Annotated in this window: 17 protein-coding genes and 1 pseudogene; 7 read left to right on the forward strand and 11 right to left on the reverse strand. The window is 39.2% G+C overall.

Going from position 1 to position 19,802, the window contains the following annotated elements; genetic code table 11:
- Positions 1–346 precede the first annotated feature (346 nt).
- Positions 347–919 (reverse strand): peptidylprolyl isomerase, encoded by a 573-nt coding sequence (locus DYI81_RS15005; protein WP_106986203.1) that lies wholly within the window; start codon positions 917–919, stop codon positions 347–349.
- 91 nt (positions 920–1,010) lie between these two features.
- Here DYI81_RS15005 and DYI81_RS15010 point away from each other — a divergent pair, with 91 nt between their 5' ends.
- Entirely contained in the window at positions 1,011–1,682 is a 672-nt protein-coding gene (locus DYI81_RS15010) for an acetoacetate decarboxylase family protein (RefSeq protein ID WP_106986202.1), read from the forward strand.
- Positions 1,683–1,707: 25 nt separating this feature from the next.
- Here the strand turns inward: DYI81_RS15010 and DYI81_RS15015 are convergent, their stop codons facing one another.
- Complete coding sequence (locus DYI81_RS15015) at positions 1,708–2,781, reverse strand: alpha/beta hydrolase (RefSeq protein WP_106986200.1); 1,074 nt, start codon at positions 2,779–2,781, stop codon at positions 1,708–1,710.
- A gap of 197 nt (positions 2,782–2,978) precedes the next feature.
- On the opposite strand from DYI81_RS15015, the gene DYI81_RS15020 reads away from it, so the two are divergent.
- Positions 2,979–3,464 (forward strand): hypothetical protein, encoded by a 486-nt coding sequence (locus DYI81_RS15020; protein WP_106986199.1) that lies wholly within the window; start codon positions 2,979–2,981, stop codon positions 3,462–3,464.
- 300 nt (positions 3,465–3,764) lie between these two features.
- Here DYI81_RS15020 and DYI81_RS15025 read toward each other — a convergent pair whose 3' ends face one another.
- Positions 3,765–3,998 (reverse strand): hypothetical protein, encoded by a 234-nt coding sequence (locus DYI81_RS15025; protein ID WP_106986198.1) that lies wholly within the window; start codon positions 3,996–3,998, stop codon positions 3,765–3,767.
- 804 nt (positions 3,999–4,802) lie between these two features.
- Between DYI81_RS15025 and grpE the strand changes: the two genes are divergently transcribed.
- The 4 genes from grpE (at position 4,803) to DYI81_RS15045 (ending at position 9,013) form a co-directional block, all read left to right on the forward strand.
- Positions 4,803–5,342 (forward strand): nucleotide exchange factor GrpE, encoded by a 540-nt coding sequence (gene grpE / locus DYI81_RS15030; protein ID WP_106986201.1) that lies wholly within the window; start codon positions 4,803–4,805, stop codon positions 5,340–5,342.
- Between the two features lie 155 nt (positions 5,343–5,497).
- Positions 5,498–7,444 (forward strand): molecular chaperone DnaK, encoded by a 1,947-nt coding sequence (dnaK, locus tag DYI81_RS15035; protein WP_106986197.1) that lies wholly within the window; start codon positions 5,498–5,500, stop codon positions 7,442–7,444.
- Between the two features lie 170 nt (positions 7,445–7,614).
- The gene (locus DYI81_RS15040) at positions 7,615–8,526 is read left to right on the forward strand and encodes a matrixin family metalloprotease (RefSeq protein WP_106986196.1); all 912 of its coding nucleotides are present in this window, start codon (positions 7,615–7,617) and stop codon (positions 8,524–8,526) included.
- A 103-nt stretch (positions 8,527–8,629) separates the two neighbouring features.
- Positions 8,630–9,013 carry a hypothetical protein gene (locus DYI81_RS15045; RefSeq protein ID WP_162368850.1) on the forward strand — a complete coding sequence of 128 codons (384 nt, stop codon included), beginning with the start codon at positions 8,630–8,632 and terminating at the stop codon, positions 9,011–9,013.
- A gap of 58 nt (positions 9,014–9,071) precedes the next feature.
- Here the strand turns inward: DYI81_RS15045 and erpA are convergent, their stop codons facing one another.
- The 5 genes and pseudogenes from erpA to DYI81_RS15070 form a co-directional block, all read right to left on the reverse strand.
- Entirely contained in the window at positions 9,072–9,407 is a 336-nt protein-coding gene (gene erpA / locus DYI81_RS15050) for an iron-sulfur cluster insertion protein ErpA (protein ID WP_106986194.1), read from the reverse strand.
- 122 nt (positions 9,408–9,529) lie between these two features.
- Positions 9,530–10,495, reverse strand: a complete 966-nt coding sequence (locus DYI81_RS15055; RefSeq protein ID WP_162368849.1) for a putative solute-binding protein — start codon at positions 10,493–10,495, stop codon at positions 9,530–9,532.
- A gap of 272 nt (positions 10,496–10,767) precedes the next feature.
- On the reverse strand, positions 10,768–11,778 hold the full coding sequence (locus tag DYI81_RS15060; protein ID WP_117007988.1) for a putative solute-binding protein: 1,011 nt from the start codon (positions 11,776–11,778) through the stop codon (positions 10,768–10,770).
- Between the two features lie 249 nt (positions 11,779–12,027).
- Positions 12,028–13,059, reverse strand: a pseudogene (locus DYI81_RS15065) (putative solute-binding protein).
- A gap of 44 nt (positions 13,060–13,103) precedes the next feature.
- Positions 13,104–13,292: a hypothetical protein gene (locus DYI81_RS15070; RefSeq protein ID WP_117007989.1), complete on the reverse strand. Its 189-nt coding sequence runs from the start codon at positions 13,290–13,292 to the stop codon at positions 13,104–13,106.
- Here DYI81_RS15070 and DYI81_RS15075 point away from each other — a divergent pair.
- Complete coding sequence (locus DYI81_RS15075) at positions 13,291–15,228, forward strand: ATP-binding cassette domain-containing protein (RefSeq protein WP_106986191.1); 1,938 nt, start codon at positions 13,291–13,293, stop codon at positions 15,226–15,228. The two genes, DYI81_RS15070 and DYI81_RS15075, sit on opposite strands and share 2 nt — an antisense overlap.
- A 431-nt stretch (positions 15,229–15,659) precedes the next feature.
- On the opposite strand, the gene DYI81_RS15080 is transcribed toward DYI81_RS15075, so the two are convergent.
- From DYI81_RS15080 to recF, 3 genes are all read right to left on the reverse strand, one after another.
- Entirely contained in the window at positions 15,660–16,022 is a 363-nt protein-coding gene (locus tag DYI81_RS15080) for a hypothetical protein (RefSeq protein WP_106986190.1), read from the reverse strand.
- 167 nt (positions 16,023–16,189) lie between these two features.
- A complete protein-coding gene (gene gyrB, locus DYI81_RS15085) occupies positions 16,190–18,658 on the reverse strand; it encodes a DNA topoisomerase (ATP-hydrolyzing) subunit B (protein ID WP_117007990.1) in 2,469 nt (822 codons plus the stop codon).
- Positions 18,659–18,706: 48 nt separating this feature from the next.
- Positions 18,707–19,789, reverse strand: a complete 1,083-nt coding sequence (gene recF / locus DYI81_RS15090) for a DNA replication/repair protein RecF (RefSeq protein ID WP_106986188.1) — start codon at positions 19,787–19,789, stop codon at positions 18,707–18,709.
- Positions 19,790–19,802: the final 13 nt, after the last annotated feature.

A 19,802-nucleotide genomic window follows, 5' to 3' on the forward strand; every position in this document is an offset into this window, starting at 1 on the left:
TCTACCAATTATCAATGAAAATATATTCGATTGATCAACCAGTAAAAATCCACACAAGTTGTTCTTCATAATCTCTTAATGATCTTTCTAACACCTCGTCAGTGCTAGAAGCTGGACTTCGATATACTTAACAACTCAGCGTCTAGCTTCGTTCGTTTCCGTCTATCTCGTCGGTATGGGATGCATTCTAGACCATTTCGAAATCATTGCAAGTGCTTTTAATCAATTGTTTTATCGTGTGTTTCTTTTTTACGCACTGTTTTGTTTTATATTTATACACAATAAAGCCCAAACACATGATTTTAATAATTTAATATTAATTTTTTATGAATGGGCTTTTTTTTGGCTACTTGTTCTCTTTTGGTGCTTTTATCTTCACACTCTGAATAACAATCGATTGTGTTGGTACATTTTGGTACATGCCACGATTGCCAGTTGCTGTTTTTTCAATTTTTTCGACGATATCCATACCTTTTGTCACTTGACCAAACACGGCATATCCAGCATTCATCGCACTTTTGTTTAAAAAGTCGTTATCCACGGTATTAATAAAGAATTGGCTACGTGCGGAGTTAGGATCGTTTGTACGAGCCATCGCTAATGTGCCACGTTTATTTTTTAAACCATTTGAAGATTCATTTTTAATAGGGGCTTTTTCTATCGTCTTTTCGACCAAGTTACTTTCTAAGCCACCACCTTGGATCATGAAGCCTGGAATGACACGATGAAACACTGTGCCATTATAAAAACCGGATTTTGCATAATCTTCAAAGTTTTTTACTGAAATTGGCGCTTTGTCGTTAAACAATTCAATCTCAATATTCCCCACGTTGGTATTCATTTCAACCAATGTATTTTGTGCGAATACACCAAAGCTACTTAACGTTGCCGTCAATACAATAAAAGTATGTTTTAACATTTGCTCACTCATCTATATGAAGTTGTGCTTGTCACTGTATGTATTTTAGTCTTTCATGAGAAATAAAGCATTAATCAAAATGAGAAAAAAAATGCAGATACCAGCAATCACTACAGAAGTGATTCAATCCCCGCCTCCTTGGAAACTACAAGGCGCTGGTTTTATTTTAAATTACTGGGTAACGCCTCGTTTTATTCAACAATCAGCTATCCTCCATCACTCCCCTTCCCCAATTGGGAGAATGATTCAAGTAATGTTGGTTCGTTATGAAAGCTCACCTGTTGGTGCTTATGATGAATTGTTGATTTTGGATCACCCACTGATTAGTAAGAGAGTGTTAAGTTCTATTCCTAAAATCTATGTTTCTACACTTGCTTCAGTCACTCACGGACAGACTCTTTGGGGAATTCCAAAAGAACTGGCACAATTTGAATGGCGAGATACAAAACTTGGCCTCACGTGTACAGTTCGTGTTGCAGGCCAACACTTCACCTTAACCCTATATAAAGCAAAAAAACCTAAGCTGTTTTATATTAATAGTCATCACATTCCATCTTCAATTTTGCAAATCCGACAAACTTGGCAAAATAAACGCTACAGCTTTGCCCCCCAGTTTAGAGGGCATATTGCAAAATTAGCTGGCGTAAAATGGTCAGATAGCCAAGGGCTATTTCCAGACTTTTCTCAAGCACGCTTATTACAGAGCTTTTTTGTGCCGAAATTTAGCCTGCTATTTCCTGAAGCTAAAATAAAAGACAGATAACATGGTTTCACGTGAAACCATGTCTTTAGCTATTTTTCTTATCCCAAAATTTACGGAAATTCTTACTCAGCTCGATGTGATATTTTTTCGCACGTGTAGAGACAGTCGTTAAGTTAATAAAACCATGAGTTTGGTCTAAGTATTCTTGATAATGTAAAGCGACACCCTGTTGGCGTAATTTGTGTGAATAAATTTCGCCTTCATCATGCAATAGATCATGCCCAGCTGTAACAATAAAAGCTGGCGCAAGCCCTTTTAATTTGCCATAAGTCGGTGAAATCAGCGGATCATCAAGTTCAACTTGATGCTGCTCTGCATAAAAAGCAGTGACGTGATCAACATCGCCACCCGTCAACACTAAACCATCTTTATAAGCAAAAAATGAAGGATGACGGCTTTTAAAATCAACAACAGGATAAATCAACAATTGCGCATGAGGTGCATAAGCTTTTTGCGCTGTACGCTGTGCAACAACTGTTGCAATATTAGCGCCTGCGCTATCTCCCGCAACAGCAATACGCCCTTTTAAAACTTTTAATTGTTTGCTGTTTTGAAATACCCAAGCCAATGCATCTTCACAACATTGTATTAATTGCTTTGGACTCGCTTCTGGCGCCAACGGATAATCAATACTTAACACTTGTGCTTTCGCATGGACAGCCAATAAACGGCATGCTTCATCATGTGTATCCAAACTTCCAACAACAAAACCACCGCCATGGTAAAACACGATTAAAGGCAGTTTTTTGCCTGGCGCAGGATGATAATGGCGCGCAAAAACAGTGCCGCTCTGTAATGGTAATCGTAAGTCCTCTACATGTTTCACCGCAGTAACTTTATTGCGTAACGACTGCATTTGTAAATCAAATTGCTTACGCGATTTTTCATAATCTGCGCCAATAAAACCCTGACGACCCTGCTTCAGCTGAGCTGCCATCATGCATTTAATGAAAGGATCAAGATCTGGAAATATATAAGGATAACCCAATGCTTTGGCTAAACTATCTTGTACGAAACTCGGAAGTTTATCGAGTGCGCGTGCAGCCGTGCCTTGGCCTTTTTCTAATAGTTGTTGCAAGTTTTGATTAAAAGCGGTCATTGCTATTTTTTTCCTTGGCTTTCTTCATACTTTCTACATGATCAATGCTTATGTGACCATACTTGTATACAAGTCACAACATCTGCATACACAGATATCATTTCATTAAGCTAAGCTTATTTAAATCACTTGTCATTGACAATTATTTCTTAATTTGTGGAGTTATTTTGCTGCTCCCATTTATAGAGGACATCACTATGACGACTAAAATTATTGCAGTTTCATTGGCCACTGCGTTTATGGCTGTAGGATGTGTGGCATTTCCAGAAGATGGTTATTACGATGGTCGTTACGATCAACGCCAATCCGATCGCGGTTATGATGCACGATACGATCGTGAAAGAGACCGCCAGCGCTGGGAATATCAACAGCAACGTAACCGTCTAGAACAAGAACGACGTAAACAGCTCTATGAACGTCAGCAATGGGAACAAAAGCGTCAGCAACAACAAATTCAGGAGCGCAGACAAAATGAGCTTGAGCGCCAACGAAATGAACAACAACGCCAACAAGCCCAAAAAGAACGTGAAAAGCGTGCCGAATGGGAGCGTAAAAAACGTGAACAAGACCGTAACTATGAGCAACGCAAACAAACTGCTGATCAACGCCGTCAACGTCTAGATCAGCAACGTGATGAACAACGTAAACGTTGGGAAGATCGTCGACAAGATAATCGAGATTAAATCGCGTTATTACTTCAAAAAAAGCCTATAGCATTGCTATAGGCTTTTTTATGGCAACCTTGCCTCATTCTCATACACCACCATTAGGCCATAATTGGTCTATCACTTTTATAATGGCCACTACAATCGTATAAAAGTGCCGAGTATTTTTATCCTATGTGACAGCGTAGTGTTTAGGTTCGTATGAATTGCATAATAATAATACAGAGCGAAATAGACAGAAGAGGCATCTTTTCTTCTGTCTATTTTGAATGGACCATCAACCTAATAAATTAAAGTTGATGCGGAGATAAATGCGGTTTATTGCGCAGTCGCTTGTGGTGCTTGCCCCTCTAAAGCAGGTGCAGATTGAATACCATCTGAACTTTGCACACTCGGATCGGCTTGTACGGTTGCTGTTGATTGTGCTTGCGGAGCAGGTGCACTATTTAATTGTGAAGTTTCAGGTGCTGACACCGTATCTTGAGATGAACATCCCACAGCAAATAAAGTAAAGCCTGTGAGTAATGACAGCATAAACATTGTTTTCTTCATCGTTATTTAATTCCTTTCATATTCAAATAAAGCGCAAAGTTGTTTCTTTGCGATGCTGATTATGAAAAAAATATTGCCCTACTACCCACCTGCTGAGTAGTAGTTTGAAGGTAGACCAGTACACCTTCTGCAACGTTATATTAATTCTATAGTTCATCTGTATTCGCATGATTTTGTTAAAGCTCTACCAAACCTAGCCTGCACCGCCTGCAATACCAATGACATTTACATGAAGCAAAAAAAAAGCTTATCCAGAGGTTGGATAAGCATTGAAAAACACATTCAAAATATACTAAAAGAAGAAACTACAGCGATAGAATCTGAGATCTATAGTAGAGATGTATAACAATTTTGAGAAATACTTTATAAAATAGTTTTAATCGTTTTTATGTATAAATATTAACCAGAGCAAAATTTATACGCCATATATAAGGAAACAGAAGTCATATCTCGCTCTCTCTTCAAAATATGACGACTGTTGATTCGATTATATTGCCTTGTATGACAGTAAAATGAAAACTGATAAAAATTATGATATTAATCGTTTTATTAGATCCTTTTATGCTTTTTAATCTAAATTGTAATTTTTAAGATCGCGTTGTTATCAATAAATCGCTCGTTTCTGTATAAATTCTCACAAGATGCGTAAAAATTATCATGCCTCTGCTTGAATTTTTAACAGCAGCCCCGATTTCTTCTTTAATCATGACATTTAGTAAATCATGGCAGTTCAGAATTAACGAGGTTAGACCTGACGCCTAAGGACTGTACATGTTTAAGAACCCTTTTAAACGGAGTAAATCAATGACAACTGAGCAAAACCCAAACGCTCAAGAATTAGAGCAAGAGCAAGCAGAAGCGCAAACTCAAGCTGAAAACGAGCAAGCAGAAGTTTCAGTTGAGGATTTACAAGCGCAAATCACCAATTTAGAAGAAAACTTAAAGCTTGAAAAAGCACGTACAGCAAATGCCGTATATGAAGCACAAAAAAGTGTTGAGCGTATTCAGCGTGAATCTGAAAAGCACAAAGATACTGTGCTTGAAAAATTTGCTAAACAACTTCTTGATTCAGTTGACAATCTTGAACGTGCAATTGCAGCAGCAGGCGATGAGAAAAACTCACTGTCTGAAGGTGTTGAACTAACACTTAAATCTCTACTCACTACTTTAGAGAAATTTGGTGTGGTGGCGGTAGATACTGCGAATGGCTTCAATGCAGATCTTCATCAAGCTGTAGGTATTGATCCAACTGCAAAAGTCAATGAAATTGGTACTGTTTTGCAAAAAGGCTACAGCCTAAATGGTCGTTTATTACGTCCAGCTATGGTTATGGTTGGCGCATAAGCCCAAGAAATTCGAGAGTTTTTAAAAATATTTCTGAATTTAAACTTGAAAATTTTTGATTGGCTCTCATATCGGATAACAAGTAAATCCCTTTTAATTTCCCTTTGATAAAGGGAAAAGTTTGGGAACAAAAGAATTTTAGAGGAAACATCCAAATGGCGAAAATCATTGGTATTGACTTAGGTACAACTAACTCTTGCGTAGCAGTACTTGAAGGCGACAAAGTTAAAGTAATCGACAACGCTGAAGGCGCTCGTACAACTCCATCTATTATTGCGTATAAAGATGGCGAGATCCTTGTTGGTCAATCTGCAAAACGTCAAGCAGTAACAAACCCTAAAAACACATTATTCGCGATCAAACGTTTGATCGGTCGTAAGTATCAAGACCAAGCGGTTCAAAAAGACATCGGTCTTGTACCTTACAAAATCATCAAAGCTGACAATGGCGATGCTTGGGTTGACGTAAACGACAAGAAACTTGCACCACAACAAATCTCTGCTGAAATCTTGAAAAAGATGAAAAAAACAGCTGAAGACTACCTTGGTGAAACAGTAACTGAAGCGGTAATTACCGTTCCTGCTTACTTCAATGATGCTCAGCGTCAAGCGACTAAAGATGCTGGTAAAATTGCTGGTTTAGAAGTTAAACGTATCATCAACGAACCAACTGCTGCGGCTCTTGCGTTCGGTATGGACAAAAAAGAAGGCGACCGTAAAGTTGCGGTTTACGACTTGGGTGGTGGTACTTTCGACGTATCAATCATTGAAATCGCTGACCTTGATGGCGACCAACAAATCGAAGTGTTGTCTACAAACGGTGATACATTCCTTGGTGGTGAAGACTTCGATAACGCGTTAATTGAATTCCTTGTAGAAGAATTTAAGAAAGAACAAAGCGTAAACTTGAAACAAGATCCTCTTGCGCTTCAACGTTTAAAAGAAGCTGCTGAAAAAGCGAAAATCGAGCTTTCTTCTTCTAACGCAACTGAAATCAACTTGCCATACATCACTGCAGATGCGACTGGTCCTAAACACTTAGTGATCAACGTAACTCGTGCAAAACTTGAAGGTTTAGTTGCTGACTTAGTTGAACGTACTATTGAGCCTTGCCGTATTGCGCTTAAAGACGCAGGTCTTTCGACTTCTGACATCTCTGACGTGATCTTGGTGGGTGGTCAGTCTCGTATGCCACTTGTACAACAAAAAGTACAAGACTTCTTCGGTCGTGAACCACGTAAAGACGTGAACCCTGACGAAGCTGTAGCGATGGGTGCTGCGATTCAAGGTGCGGTACTTTCAGGTGACAAAACTGACGTACTTCTTCTTGACGTAACTCCATTGACTCTTGGTATTGAAACAATGGGTGGTGTGTTAACTGCAATCATCGAGAAAAACACAACGATTCCTGCGAAGAAATCTCAAGTGTTCTCAACTGCTGCTGACAACCAACCAGCTGTAGACATTTCTGTGTTCCAAGGTGAACGTAAAATGGCGCAGCAAAACAAATTGTTGGGTAACTTCCAATTAGGCGATATCCCACCTGCTCCACGTGGTGTGCCACAAATTGAAGTATCTTTCGACATCAACGCTGATGGTATCTTGAAAGTATCTGCGAAAGACAAGAGCACTGGCAAAGAACAATCAATTCAAATTAAAGCAAACTCAGGTTTGAGCGATGCTGAAATTGAAGCGATGATTAAAGATGCTGAAGCGAATGCTGAAGAAGACCGCAAATTTGAAGAATTAGCGAAAGCACGTAACGAAGCTGATGCGCTTGTATCTTCTGCTCAAAAAGCAGTGAAAGATCTTGGCGAGCAAGTAACTGCTGACGAAAAAACTGCAATTGAAACTGCATCAGCTGAGCTTGAAGCGGCTACGAAAGAAAATGACGTAGAAGAAATCAAAGCAAAAACTGAAGCACTTCAAAACATCATCATGCCGATTACGCAACGTGCGTATGAAGCTGCTCAAGGCCAAGGTGGCGCTCAAGGTTTCGACCCGAACGCTTTCCAAGGTGATGCTGCTGGCCAACAACAGCAAAAAGCAGACGACGGCGTTGTAGATGCTGAGTTCACTGAAGTTAAAGATGACAAAAAATAATTTGTCGCTTTAAATAAAAGACCGCGCGAAAGCGCGGTTTTTTTATGCCTAATATATCGGTACTGAATGATCGTAAGGCCGATTAAAAAGCGATGCTTTAAGCGAGGTATCACTACTTATTTTTGTTTAAATATTATACATTAAGCTTATATTGTTCATGTGCTTGCATTATGCGCTTCTTCATTCTTGCTATTGTGCTGTTATTTGTTGGACTGTTGAGTTATCAACTCAAAACACATGATCAATTGCGTTATAACTCGCTGGCCGATCGTATACTCCACCCTTTTGACACGCGCTTACGCTATCAAATTGCCGAAGTCGATCCACGCTTTGGTATTAGCCAGCAAGAACTGATTGAACTGACTCAACAAGCCGCCGATCTCTGGCAAAATGCCTCTGGGCAAAAGCTCTTTGTCTATGACCCTGACGCACAACTCAAAATTCATCTTGTGTATGATGAACGACAAGATAACTTTAATGCATTTAAAAAAATGGAGACAACGCTCAATACTGAGCAAAATAAAAACCAACGCGTCTCTGAAAACTTAAACACGTCACAAGCCTATTTAGAGCAACTTCACACAAGCATTCAACAGCGCCGTGTGCTGATCGATGCTGAATATCAAAGCCTGAATCAGCAACGGCTGAGCTGGAGTCGCCTTGAAGACAGCCAGGGGGAAAATCGCAGACGCATTGACCTGCAATATCAACAACTCAAAGAGAAAAGTCAGCAACTCAAAAATGATATTGATTACTTCAATCAATTGAATGCTCAATACAATCAACAAGTCGAGCAATACAATCACAATATTCATCGCTTTAACCAAGATGTTACGCATGCTAAACAGCGTTTCCCTGCTCGCGAATTTCACAAAGGTGTATTTATGGGGCAAGAAATTCAAATTTATCAATTTGAGAATCAAGATGATTTACGTTTAACGCTAGCACATGAATTAGGGCATGCACTTGGACTTGGGCATAACTCAGATCCTAAAGCTTTAATGTATCCGATGCTTGGGGCACAAGATCTGGCGCATTTTCAATTACAGCCTTCAGATTTAGCACTCTTAACGGCGCGTTAGCAGTTATAAATTCCTTATTTTTTATAAGGTTTTCTATAAGCTTTCACAACAAAGCCTATATTTCATGTTAATCTAAAATCATACACACCGCCTGAATATATAACTGGAGAGCAATGTGAGTTACTACCATATTCTTATTGAAGTGAATGACCACATCAGCACAATTGAACAGACTCGTGATATCGAAATTTTTAATATCACAGAAATTCAACCATATCTCCACTCAATCTTATTGCCATTTTTTAATGAGCAAATGATTGAACTCGAAGATGAAAATATTGAATTTAAGGATATTTTGCATTTAGAAATCAAACAAACCTTATTGCCAATTCAAGATTTGATTGAAGAAGAACAAAAGCTGTTACCAAGTGATACCGATGTTTCAATTACAGCCTATGAAATTTTTAACAATCGTGACCTTAGTCAAGATGTCACTACCATTGTGCTGGATCTTTTAGAAGCCATCAAATTTGATGCCAAAGATTAAAAAGTAAAAAGCCCTCATGAAGAGGGCTTTTTTATGCGAATCTTAATGCAAAAAAGGCTTAGATAGAGAATGAAGAACCACAACCACAAGTTGTCGTCGCATTTGGGTTTTGCACCACAAAACGCGAACCTTCCAAACCTTCTAAATAATCAACCACTGAGCCAACTAAATATTGATAGCTGAGTGAGTCCACCAACATTTTTACGTCGCCATTTAAAAATTCTGCATCATCTTCATTTTGGCTTTCTGCAAAGTTAAAGCCATAAGAGAAACCTGAACAACCGCCACCAGTAACATATACACGGAGCATTAAGTCTTGGTTTCCTTCACTGTCACGCAATTGGCGCACTTTATTTGCGGCATTGTCAGTCAACACAAGTGCAGGTGCATTCATGGTGGATTCCTCTAATTGAATGGGATGTCTTAAATCAAAAAAGACCATAATTCAAGTATAGCATACTCGAACTATAGTCATACTTTGCAAAACAAAGTTAAATCAGAGTAAATTTATCAGGTTTATTTGTAGTTTTCATCCTGCAATGCACATTCAAAGTTTTTCGCATCTTCTTTACAGCGGAATTGCCATAATAGCTTCATCATGCGCTTGTCATATACACCACGTTTGGTTAAATCAATACGCGCTTCACGCATCATTTTTTGATAACCAGGACGATCTGCTGCAGGTACATCCATCCAATATTTACTTGGAATATCCGACTTCATTTTACCCAAAATACCAAATGCACGTGGTAATTGTGTTTTCACCCATTCACGTGACTTTTGCCCATAACCTTCTGGGAATTTATCTGGGCGAATAATAATATTCCCCGTAACCTGCAAGATTGGATAATTGACAATCGCGCCTTTAGTTCCTAAACCTTTATATAATTCTAAAGGTTTAAACACCGCTGCAGGTGCACCAATAATATCAACCTGACCATTATTAAACTTAGCACCAAAGTTTGTTACATCAGCACTTACGGCTTGTGCACCAACTTGCTGTACCATAATTTTTTGTGCTTCATCATAGTCTAAAACCGCAATTTTTTTACCTGCTGCTTTAGCAACGGTATTAATGCTACGGTCATTTACCAATAAATATGCATCACCAACAGGAATAACCCCAGCGACCTCATAACGGCCATTCACCATGCTTTTGGCAAATGTCGGGCTCGCCAAACCTTGCATGATTTTTACCGCTAATTTTAAGTCTGGAATTGCACCAATCGCATCTAATGAACCTGTAAATCCATTGAATTGACGGCCACGCATACCTGTCACACTAATCGCATCACATTTTCCAGCTTTAAAATCTTCTGCGATTACCGCTTCATTTTGGCCGACACGTAGCTCAATATCAGCACCCCAATTTTTGGCTGCCAATTGATAGTCTTTCATGAGTGTAAATACATCGCCATTTTTACCAACCAAATCAAATACACACATGACTTGTTTAGCTTGAGCTGCATTCATGGCAAACATTAAACCTGCACCGAGGCCTAACACTTTTAATGCTTTTACTTTATGCATTTTTTTCATCCTTGTTACATTGTTTTTATCAGTTCATTATTGTGTTTATATGCATGGCTTAAAACAACCAAACCATGCCAGACAAGTTCGCCAATTCATCTATAGGACTGACGCTGTTTAACTGCATCATCTAAGAATTTTGGGCCAGATACAATTGCAAAACTGCCTTTAAATATGCATAAAAAAAAGCCTAGAACAACTAGGCTTTTTTCTTAAAAATCAAATTATTCACCACCAAGTGAACATTCAAAATTCGCCTTATCGACAGAGCAACGTGCTTTTTTCAATACACTCATCATCGCAGGATCATAAATGCCACGTTTAGTCATATCCATACGACCATCACGTAAAAGTTTTTGATATTTGGTTTTGTCTTCTGCAGTCAAATTCATTTTGTATTTTGCTGGAATTCCCGCCTCTAAACGGTTAATCATTGCAAAACCTTTTGGTAAGTTTTGAATGAACCAATCACGAGATTTTTGACCAAAACCTGCTGGGAATTGATCAGGACGAATAATAAAGTCAGCGGTTACTTGAAGTACTGGGAAGTTAAACATCGCACCATTCGTACCTAAGCCTTTGTAAATTTCCAAAGGTTTATACGCATAAGCAGGTGCACCCACCATATCAACCTGACCATTATTGAACTTCGCTACGAAGTTAGATACATCAGAAATTACCGCTTGAGCGCCTACACGTTGCACCATAATTTTTTGTGCATCGTCATAACCTAACACTGCGAATTTTTTACCCGCAGCTTTTTCAATTGAGTTAATGCTCTTATCACGTACGAAAATAAATGCTGAGCCTAAAGGTGCAATCCCTGCAACTTCATACTTCTTACCACCTAAGTTACTAATCATTTTGCTTTCATTACGCTTATCTAAAGCAAAAGTAATGGCACGTTTTGCAATTTCATTGCTTGGTGCACCACCGAGTGCATCAATTGAGCCTGCAAATTTATTGTATTGACGCGCACGCATTGCGGTCATAAATACGCCATCACATTTTCCAGCTTTAAAGTCGTTATCTGCAACTGCTTCATCTTGACGTGCAATCAGATTAATATCTGCGCCCCAGCCTTTCGCCGCCAGCGCCCATTCTTGCGCCATTTGGAAAGACTCACCCGACTTACCTAGCAAGTCGAATACGCAAATATCTACTTTTTCTGCTTGTGCTGTACTAGCGAAACCAATCACAGAGAAAGTTGCCAAAGACAGAAGGGCTTTTTTCATTGTATTTATCCTTTTGAGATTTTTTTGTTCATGGGTATCCATTCATGACAAAGTTTAAGCAAGTTATTTTTAAAAAAATAGAGCATTTACTCAATTAATTCATGTCATTTTGGTCTCTTTTGCCAATTTTAATGATTTTCATCACAGCAAAAAAATAAAATATATTTTAAATCAATATACTTAGCACTTTTATCGAAAAGCAAAATTTATAAGATGCTCATGAATCTTTACAAAGAAAATACATGATGACTACTCACCACCGAGTGAACACTCAAAGTTAGTCCGCTCAACTGTACACCGCGCTTTTTTTAGCACCGTCATCATAGTGGCATCATAAATTCCCATTTGAGTTAACTGAATACGTTCATCTCGTAAAAGTTTTTGATATTCATCTCGTGATTCTTTGCTCAGCGCAACTTTATATTTGGCAGGAATTTCAGCTTCCATACGTTTGACCATCGCAAAGCTTTTCGGGAGTTGCTTCACAAACCATGCTCTAGAGTTTTGCCCATAACCTTCTGGAAAAGCTTCAGGACGAATAATCAAATCTGCAGTCACATTGACTACTGGAAAATCAATCATTGCACCTTGTGCCCCTAAGCCTTTCGCAATTTCTAAAGGTTTAAAGGTTTAAAGGTTTAAAGGTTTAAAGGCATAGGCAGGTGCCGCCACAATATCCACTTCGTTTTGATTAAATTTACGAATAAAATTAGAAATATCAGACAGAACAGGCACAGCACCAATACGTTCAACCATGCGTTTTTGTGCGCGATCATAATGTAAAATGGCGAATTTTTTACCCTTGGCTTGCTCAACCCGATTCATATTGCGATCTTTCACAAAAATATAAGCTGAGCCGATCTGACCAATGCCTGCAACTTCGTAGCTCTCTTTACCCACTTTACTAATTAATCGACGGTTATTACGTTTATCAAGTACATAACTAATGGCTTTTTGAGCAATTTCATTGTTTGGCACTCCCCCCAAAGCATCAATAGAACCTGCAAATTTATTATAGGCCCGTGCACGCATGGAGGTCATATAAAAACCATCGCATTTACCGTCTTTAAAGTCACTATCTACTTTCGCTTCATCTTGATAAGACACCAATTGAATATCTGTACCCCAAGTTTTACTGGCAAGCGACCACTCCTCCAACAATTTATAAGACTCTCCAGATTTACCTAATAAATCGAAGACACAAACCGTGGGTTTCGCCTGCACAGCCATTGAACACATGAATATTGTGGTTACAGACAATGCCAAAAATCCTTTTTGCATACGCTTTATCCTATTTTCTGATGTGTGTTGTTTATTTTTTAAACTTATTTTTCACAATATAAGCATCTTCTTGTAATAAACCTAGAGGATTTCACATATTTTATTAAAATCTGTTGAATCACCCCACTTTTACATTCACTTGCAACTTTCGCTACAAAGCCTTGCGGTTTTTTTGTTTTTTGGAAGGCTTCCTTTAGAATAGCGCCATCTTTTTGCTGTGTTTTTAATTTCATGATTCAGTTAGACCAACTTTCTATACGTCGCGGTGGCCGTGTTTTATTTCAAAAAGCATCCATGCAACTTCACCCAGGTTGGAAAATTGGCCTAACAGGTGTCAATGGTGCAGGTAAATCCACTTTATTTTCAGCCTTATTGGGTGGAATTGAATCTGATAATGGTTCTTTAACCCGTCCAGCAATCTGGACCGTGGCACACATGGCTCAAGAAATTAAAGCGTTAGATATGAAAGCCATCGACTTTGTATTGTCTGGCGACGAAGAGTATTGGGATATTCAGCATAAACTCGAACATCCAGAACAATTGGGCAATGACGAACTTGCGCACCTCTATGGTCGTTTTGATGAAATCAGTGGCTATTCTGCACCGTCTAAAGCATCGCAACTTATGGCTGGTTTAGGCTTTTTTGAGCATCAATCACAATTGAATGTTTCAAGCTTTTCTGGTGGTTGGCGTATGCGTTTGAACTTGGCACGTACGTTAATGAGCCGTTCAGACCTATTATTACTTGATGAACCAACCAACCACTTAGACTTAGATGCGATTTTATGGCTAGAAGATTGGTTAAAAGCCTATGAAGGCACCTTGGTGCTTATCTCACATGACCGTGATTTTCTGGATGCGATCACCGATCATATTTTACATATCGAAAATCAGGAATTAACGCTCTATACAGGCAACTACTCAACTTTTGAAACTACACGTAGTGAACGCCTAGCTCAACAACAACAAGCTTTTGAAAAACAACAAGAAGCTCGTGCACATTTACAAAAGTTTATTGACCGTTTTAAAGCCAAAGCCACCAAAGCAAAACAAGCACAAAGCCGTATTAAACAATTAGAACGCATGCAGGAACTATCTGCGGCACATGTGGACACTCCATTTACCTTCAGCTTCCGTGAACCCACTAAAATGAGTTCACCACTATTGCAACTAGAACATGCAGATATTGGCTATGGAGATAAACTCATTGTGACCAATGTTGGCTTACAAATTACGCCAAATAGTCGCATTGGTTTACTGGGTATGAATGGTGCAGGTAAATCAACGCTCATTAAATCTTTGGTGGGCGATCTAAACTTACTCAAAGGTCAACGCAAAGCCTCTGAACTTTTAAATATTGGTTATTTTGCCCAACATCAAATGGATGCCTTAGATGGCAATGCTAGCCCAATGTTACAACTGGGACGTATTGCAGGAAAAACCATTAGTGAAGCAACACTCCGCTCCTTCTTGGGCAGTTTTGGCTTTAGTGGTGAACGGATGGACACGCCAAGTGAAAGCTTTTCAGGCGGTGAGCGTGCACGCTTAGCCTTAGCACTGATTGTCTGGCAACGTCCAAATGTCCTGATTCTCGATGAACCGACTAACCATTTAGATTTAGATATGCGTCATGCCCTCACGATGGCATTGACTGATTTTGAAGGCGCTGTGGTCTTGGTATCGCATGAACGTCAATTGATTGCCAGTGTCTGTGATGAGCTATTACTTGTGCATCAAGGCAAATGCCGTGAATTTGATGGCGACTTAAGTGCTTATGCAGATTGGTTACGTCAAGCCCGAGCTGAAATGCTTAAAACCGCGAATGTACCTGCTACACCAATCAAATCGGAAGTACAAAACAAAGTCATTAGCTCTAAAGGTGATAAAGAAGCTCAACGTAAAGAAGCTGCACAACGACGTGAGCAAACTCGCCCGATTCGTAAAAATATTGAAAAATGTGAAAGCCAAATTTCGAAACTACAACCACGCTTAACAGAAATTGAAAATTTACTGGGTGATGCCGGCTTATATGATGCTAGCCGTAAGGACGATTTACTGAAGCTAATGAATGAACAAACTGAACTCAAAGCCAAATTAGAACAAGCAGAAGAGCAAATGCTTGAATTAATGATGGAATTAGAGGAATTGGAAAGTAGTTTTGACAATTAAAACCTATTGTTTAGTCTAACTAAAACAAATAAACCGCCGTGAAATTAATGTTCCACGGCGGTTTTTTAATTCAACTAAACAATAAAATTCACCCAAATAAAGACTCAATATAGACAATTCATTCAGCTATTTTTGACCCATTACATCTCAATCCATTCACCAAGCAAAGATAAGCACAAACCCATTCATCCTTAAAAAATCTTTTGAATTTAAAAAGTGCCAAGTAAAGAGTTTTAAATTCAAATCTTTTCGTAAGTGAACATACTTTTAAATTCAAAAAATAAATCACAATAAAAATTACTCAAAACACCCTCATGTTGTGGATATTTTTTATTTTTCACATAATAATTCTATGGATAACTATTATACATATCCACAATTTTTACACATATTACTTTTAATAAAATGATCTAAACATAGATTTTAAGGCTTTATTTTGCTCTTTTCTGTTTTAAAAATCGCAATTCTTTTATTTTCCATGTCTCTTCAAATTGCCATAATTCTTGTATTTGTTGCTGGTTTTCGGCAAGCCCAATCAAAATTTTACATGAGGTTTGGTCACGATCAAACTCATAAGCTTCAAATTCGACATCGGGTTTTTTAGGTTTCCACACACCATTTTTAACAGCATGTGCAATGCGATCGTAGCGTGTGAAGTTGCTTTCAGTACGCCCGTCTTGCTCATAAACAACTTTAAAATGCTCATCCTCATACTGCAAAAGCACCTCATAATTGCCTATAAAAAAAGCATTTACCCAAATATCACGTATGTGTTCTAACTGATTATCCATCATATCAACCTCTCATTTTTACAGCATTGCGTTCATTTTAAGAACATCATGACATAGCAATGCGTCAGTTTGATAAAATCAAGATGATTATATTTTATACAAATTTAGATTAATTTAGCATAAAAAAAGCACCCATATTGGGTGCTTTTTTTAACTTCTTTACTTGAATATTAAGCGTCAATATCTGCGTTTAAAGCATTTTCTTCAATAAAGGCACGACGAGGCTCTACATCATCACCCATTAAGCAAGAGAACATACGGTCTGCTTCAATTGCATCTTGCACAGTCACTTGTAGCATGTTGCGGTTTTCTGGGTCCATCGTAGTTTCCCAGAGTTGCTCCGCATTCATCTCACCCAAACCTTTATAGCGTTGGATCATCATGCCACGACGCGAGTCTTGCAAAATGTGTTGCCATACTTGATGGAAAGTACTTACCGTAATTTTACGATCGCCTTTTTGCAAGTATGCACCTTCTTCCAACAGCGTGAACCAACTACGAGAGTTCTTCAATAATCGAGCGTATTCACCAGAACCCAACAGACCTGCATCTAATAAATAAGGGTGCGGTAAGTTATGAATATAAATCGTGATACGAGGCAAATAGGTTTCAACTTTTTGACCATCTGCCAGCTCTTTTTCAAACACTTCAAGCGTTAACTCTGGACGCAAGCTTGGCTGTTTCTGTGCAACTGCAGCACAAATTTTCTCGCCCCATTGCTCCACATAAGCACGATCAGTAGTTTGATCTAGCTTAAAGCCTTCCACAGCAATCAAAGCATCTAATAAGCTTGCTGGATAACGCACAGTTAAACGGTGCAAGCTTTTTTGTGAGGTTTGATAATCCGCAATCACACCAGCTAAAGCTTCACCACGAATGGCTGGCGCTTCTGCACTCACGTGAAGTTCGAGCTCATCAATCGCATTTGAAATTAAATAAGTTTCAAGCGCATCATTATCTTTGATGTACTGTTCTTGCTTACCTTTTTTCAACTTATACAGCGGTGGCTGCGCAATATAGATATGACCACGTTCCACAAGCTCAGGCATTTGACGGAAGAAGAAGGTCAGCAACAAAGTACGAATATGCGAACCATCGACATCAGCATCGGTCATGATGATGATTTTGTGATAACGCAATTTATCAGGATTGTATTCTTCACGGCCAATACCACAGCCCAACGCTGTGATTAACGTACCCACTTCAGCCGATGAAATCATCTTGTCAAAGCGTGCACGTTCCACGTTAAGGATTTTACCTTTCAATGGCAAAATTGCTTGCATCTTACGGTTACGGCCTTGCTTTGCAGAACCGCCTGCAGAGTCACCTTCGACCAAGTACAATTCTGAAAGTGCAGGATCTTTCTCTTGGCAATCTGCCAATTTACCCGGAAGGCCTGCAATATCAAGCGCACTCTTACGACGTGTCATTTCACGTGCTTTACGCGCAGCATCACGTGCACGGGCAGCATCAATGATTTTGCCTGCAATGGCTTTTGCCGCTTGAGGATTCTCTAAAAGATATTCAGAGAACGATTTATTCATGGCCTGCTCAACCGCAGTTTTCACTTCACTCGACACCAATTTTTCTTTGGTTTGTGAAGAGAATTTTGGATCTGGAACTTTAACCGAAACAATCGCCGTCAAGCCTTCACGTGCATCATCACCAGAAACTGCAACTTTCTCTTTTTTGAGTAAGCTTTCGCTTTCCATGTAGCTATTTAAGCCACGCGTTAATGCCGCACGGAAACCTGCTAAATGTGTACCACCATCTTTTTGTGGAATATTATTAGTAAAACAACGTACATTTTCTTGGTAGGTATCATTCCATTGCAATGCAACCTCAACACCAATGCCGTTTTCTGCTTGGGTGGTGAAATGGAAGATTTCATTTAAATGCGTTTTGCCTTGGTTAATATATTTAACAAACTCAGACAAGCCACCTTCGTAGTCATACACATGTTCTAAGTTAATACGCTCATCACGTAAAACAATGCGCACACCTGCATTCAAGAAAGACAATTCACGTAAACGACGTGCCAAAATATCGACATTAAAAATCGTTTGGCTAAACGTTTCTGCACTCGGATAAAAACGTACAGTTGTGCCTGAAGCATCTGTTACGCCTGTTTCACGTAGCTTATAAACAGGATCACCATGGTGATATTCTTGTTCGTAGGTTTTACCCGCACGGCTAATATTAAGTAGCAGTTTTTCAGATAAAGCGTTTACAACCGAAACACCAACACCGTGCAAACCACCAGAAACTTTATAGCTATTATCGTCAAACTTACCGCCCGCATGCAGAATGGTTAAAATAACTTCTGCAGCTGAAACACCTTCTTCAGGGTGAATATCGGTTGGAATACCACGGCCGTTATCCGATACACTAACCGATTCATCTTCATGAATGGTCACTTGAATTTCATCACAATGGCCCGCTAAAGCTTCATCGATAGAGTTATCGACAACCTCAAACACCATGTGATGCAAGCCTGTGCCATCATCAGTATCACCAATATACATGCCTGGACGTTTACGAACAGCATCTAGGCCACGCAATACTTTGATACTAGAGGAATCATAAGCTTTTTCATTGGTTTGTTCTGTATTAGAGACAGATTGCTCTTCTGAACTCATGGTTTCTCCCTAGTGAAAAATAGGTCTATCCAAAAAATGGGTAAATCGTCATTGCACAGCAAGCTGAACGCTACCGTCTTTAACATTGAATAATTGATAAGAAATAGACAAATCATGCATGTGCTGTTGCACTGCGTCACAATCTAAAGTGGTAATAAAAACCTGGCTACCAAGTTGGCTTAATCGCTCAATTAAACGTTGTTGTGCGGTTAAATCTAATTCTGCTGTAAGATCATCTAATAATACCACAGTTTCCTTATTACACGCATGTAGCATTGCAATCTGTGACAGTTTTAAAGCCATGATCAGGAGCTTTTTTTGCCCTCTCGACAGCACCACATCAGCATCCCCCATCGGGGTTTTTAAACGTAAATCTGCACGATGCGGACCATGCTCGGTATAACGTCTTTCTAGATCTTTATAGTGCGCATTGGTCAAATCATTTAACAATCCAGTTTCACTATGAAAGCCCGCACTGTATTCCATGCAAATTTCCAGATCAGGCAAGAGCTGCGCTAAATCCTGTTGTAAATATCCCTTCCACAGCTCCACAACAGCCTGACGCTGGCGATGCAAAATTTCGCCATAATCACTCAGCATTTGGTTCCACGGCTCTAAATCACTGAGGCTTAAATGACGCTGTGCTTTGAGCAAACTATTACGCTGTTTGAGTGCTCGTGAATAGTATTGCCAAGCAGGATAAAATTCGGGTTCCACGTGGAACATCATCCAATCCAACATTTGTCGTCTTGGCTTAGCACCGTGGTCAATAATATCGCTACTTTGTGGGTCAATCAGTTGTAGAGGTAAGATTTTGGCCAACTGACCTTGAGTTGCAACCAGATCCCCATTCACCTTAATCAGTTGCTCACCGCTTTGCATTTTTTGCATACCAATTTTATCAGTATCAGATTGTGCAAAAACAATGGCATCAGCACAGGCATTTTGAATATAGTTTTTGGGGATATGCGTGCGAAAAGAACGCCCTGTTGCCAACAAATGAATGGCTTCTAAAACAGAGGTTTTACCCGAGCCATTTTGGCCATAAAAGACATTAAACGGCTGCAATCCTGAGAGTGCAACCGTTTTTAAGTTCCGTACACGTTCGATATGTAAACGCGTAATATGCATATAAATGGACGTC

The sequence above is a fragment of the Acinetobacter sp. SWAC5 genome (genome assembly GCF_003419885.1).
In the GTDB taxonomy this organism is placed as follows: Bacteria; Pseudomonadota; Gammaproteobacteria; order Pseudomonadales; family Moraxellaceae; genus Acinetobacter; species Acinetobacter cumulans.

Coding starts and splice junctions, on each gene's coding strand:
- DYI81_RS15005 (WP_106986203.1), bottom strand. CDS start 919: ATGTTAAAACATACTTTTATTGTATTGACGGCAACGTTAAGTAGCTTT.
- DYI81_RS15010 (WP_106986202.1), top strand. CDS start 1,011: ATGCAGATACCAGCAATCACTACAGAAGTGATTCAATCCCCGCCTCCT.
- DYI81_RS15015 (WP_106986200.1), bottom strand. CDS start 2,781: ATGACCGCTTTTAATCAAAACTTGCAACAACTATTAGAAAAAGGCCAA.
- DYI81_RS15020 (WP_106986199.1), top strand. CDS start 2,979: ATGACGACTAAAATTATTGCAGTTTCATTGGCCACTGCGTTTATGGCT.
- DYI81_RS15025 (WP_106986198.1), bottom strand. CDS start 3,998: ATGAAGAAAACAATGTTTATGCTGTCATTACTCACAGGCTTTACTTTA.
- grpE (WP_106986201.1), top strand. CDS start 4,803: ATGACAACTGAGCAAAACCCAAACGCTCAAGAATTAGAGCAAGAGCAA.
- dnaK (WP_106986197.1), top strand. CDS start 5,498: ATGGCGAAAATCATTGGTATTGACTTAGGTACAACTAACTCTTGCGTA.
- DYI81_RS15040 (WP_106986196.1), top strand. CDS start 7,615: ATGCGCTTCTTCATTCTTGCTATTGTGCTGTTATTTGTTGGACTGTTG.
- erpA (WP_106986194.1), bottom strand. CDS start 9,407: ATGAATGCACCTGCACTTGTGTTGACTGACAATGCCGCAAATAAAGTG.
- DYI81_RS15055 (WP_162368849.1), bottom strand. CDS start 10,495: ATGTTTGCCATGAATGCAGCTCAAGCTAAACAAGTCATGTGTGTATTT.
- DYI81_RS15060 (WP_117007988.1), bottom strand. CDS start 11,778: ATGAAAAAAGCCCTTCTGTCTTTGGCAACTTTCTCTGTGATTGGTTTC.
- DYI81_RS15075 (WP_106986191.1), top strand. CDS start 13,291: ATGATTCAGTTAGACCAACTTTCTATACGTCGCGGTGGCCGTGTTTTA.
- DYI81_RS15070 (WP_117007989.1), bottom strand. CDS start 13,292: ATGAAATTAAAAACACAGCAAAAAGATGGCGCTATTCTAAAGGAAGCC.
- DYI81_RS15080 (WP_106986190.1), bottom strand. CDS start 16,022: ATGATGGATAATCAGTTAGAACACATACGTGATATTTGGGTAAATGCT.
- gyrB (WP_117007990.1), bottom strand. CDS start 18,658: ATGAGTTCAGAAGAGCAATCTGTCTCTAATACAGAACAAACCAATGAA.
- recF (WP_106986188.1), bottom strand. CDS start 19,789: ATGCATATTACGCGTTTACATATCGAACGTGTACGGAACTTAAAAACG.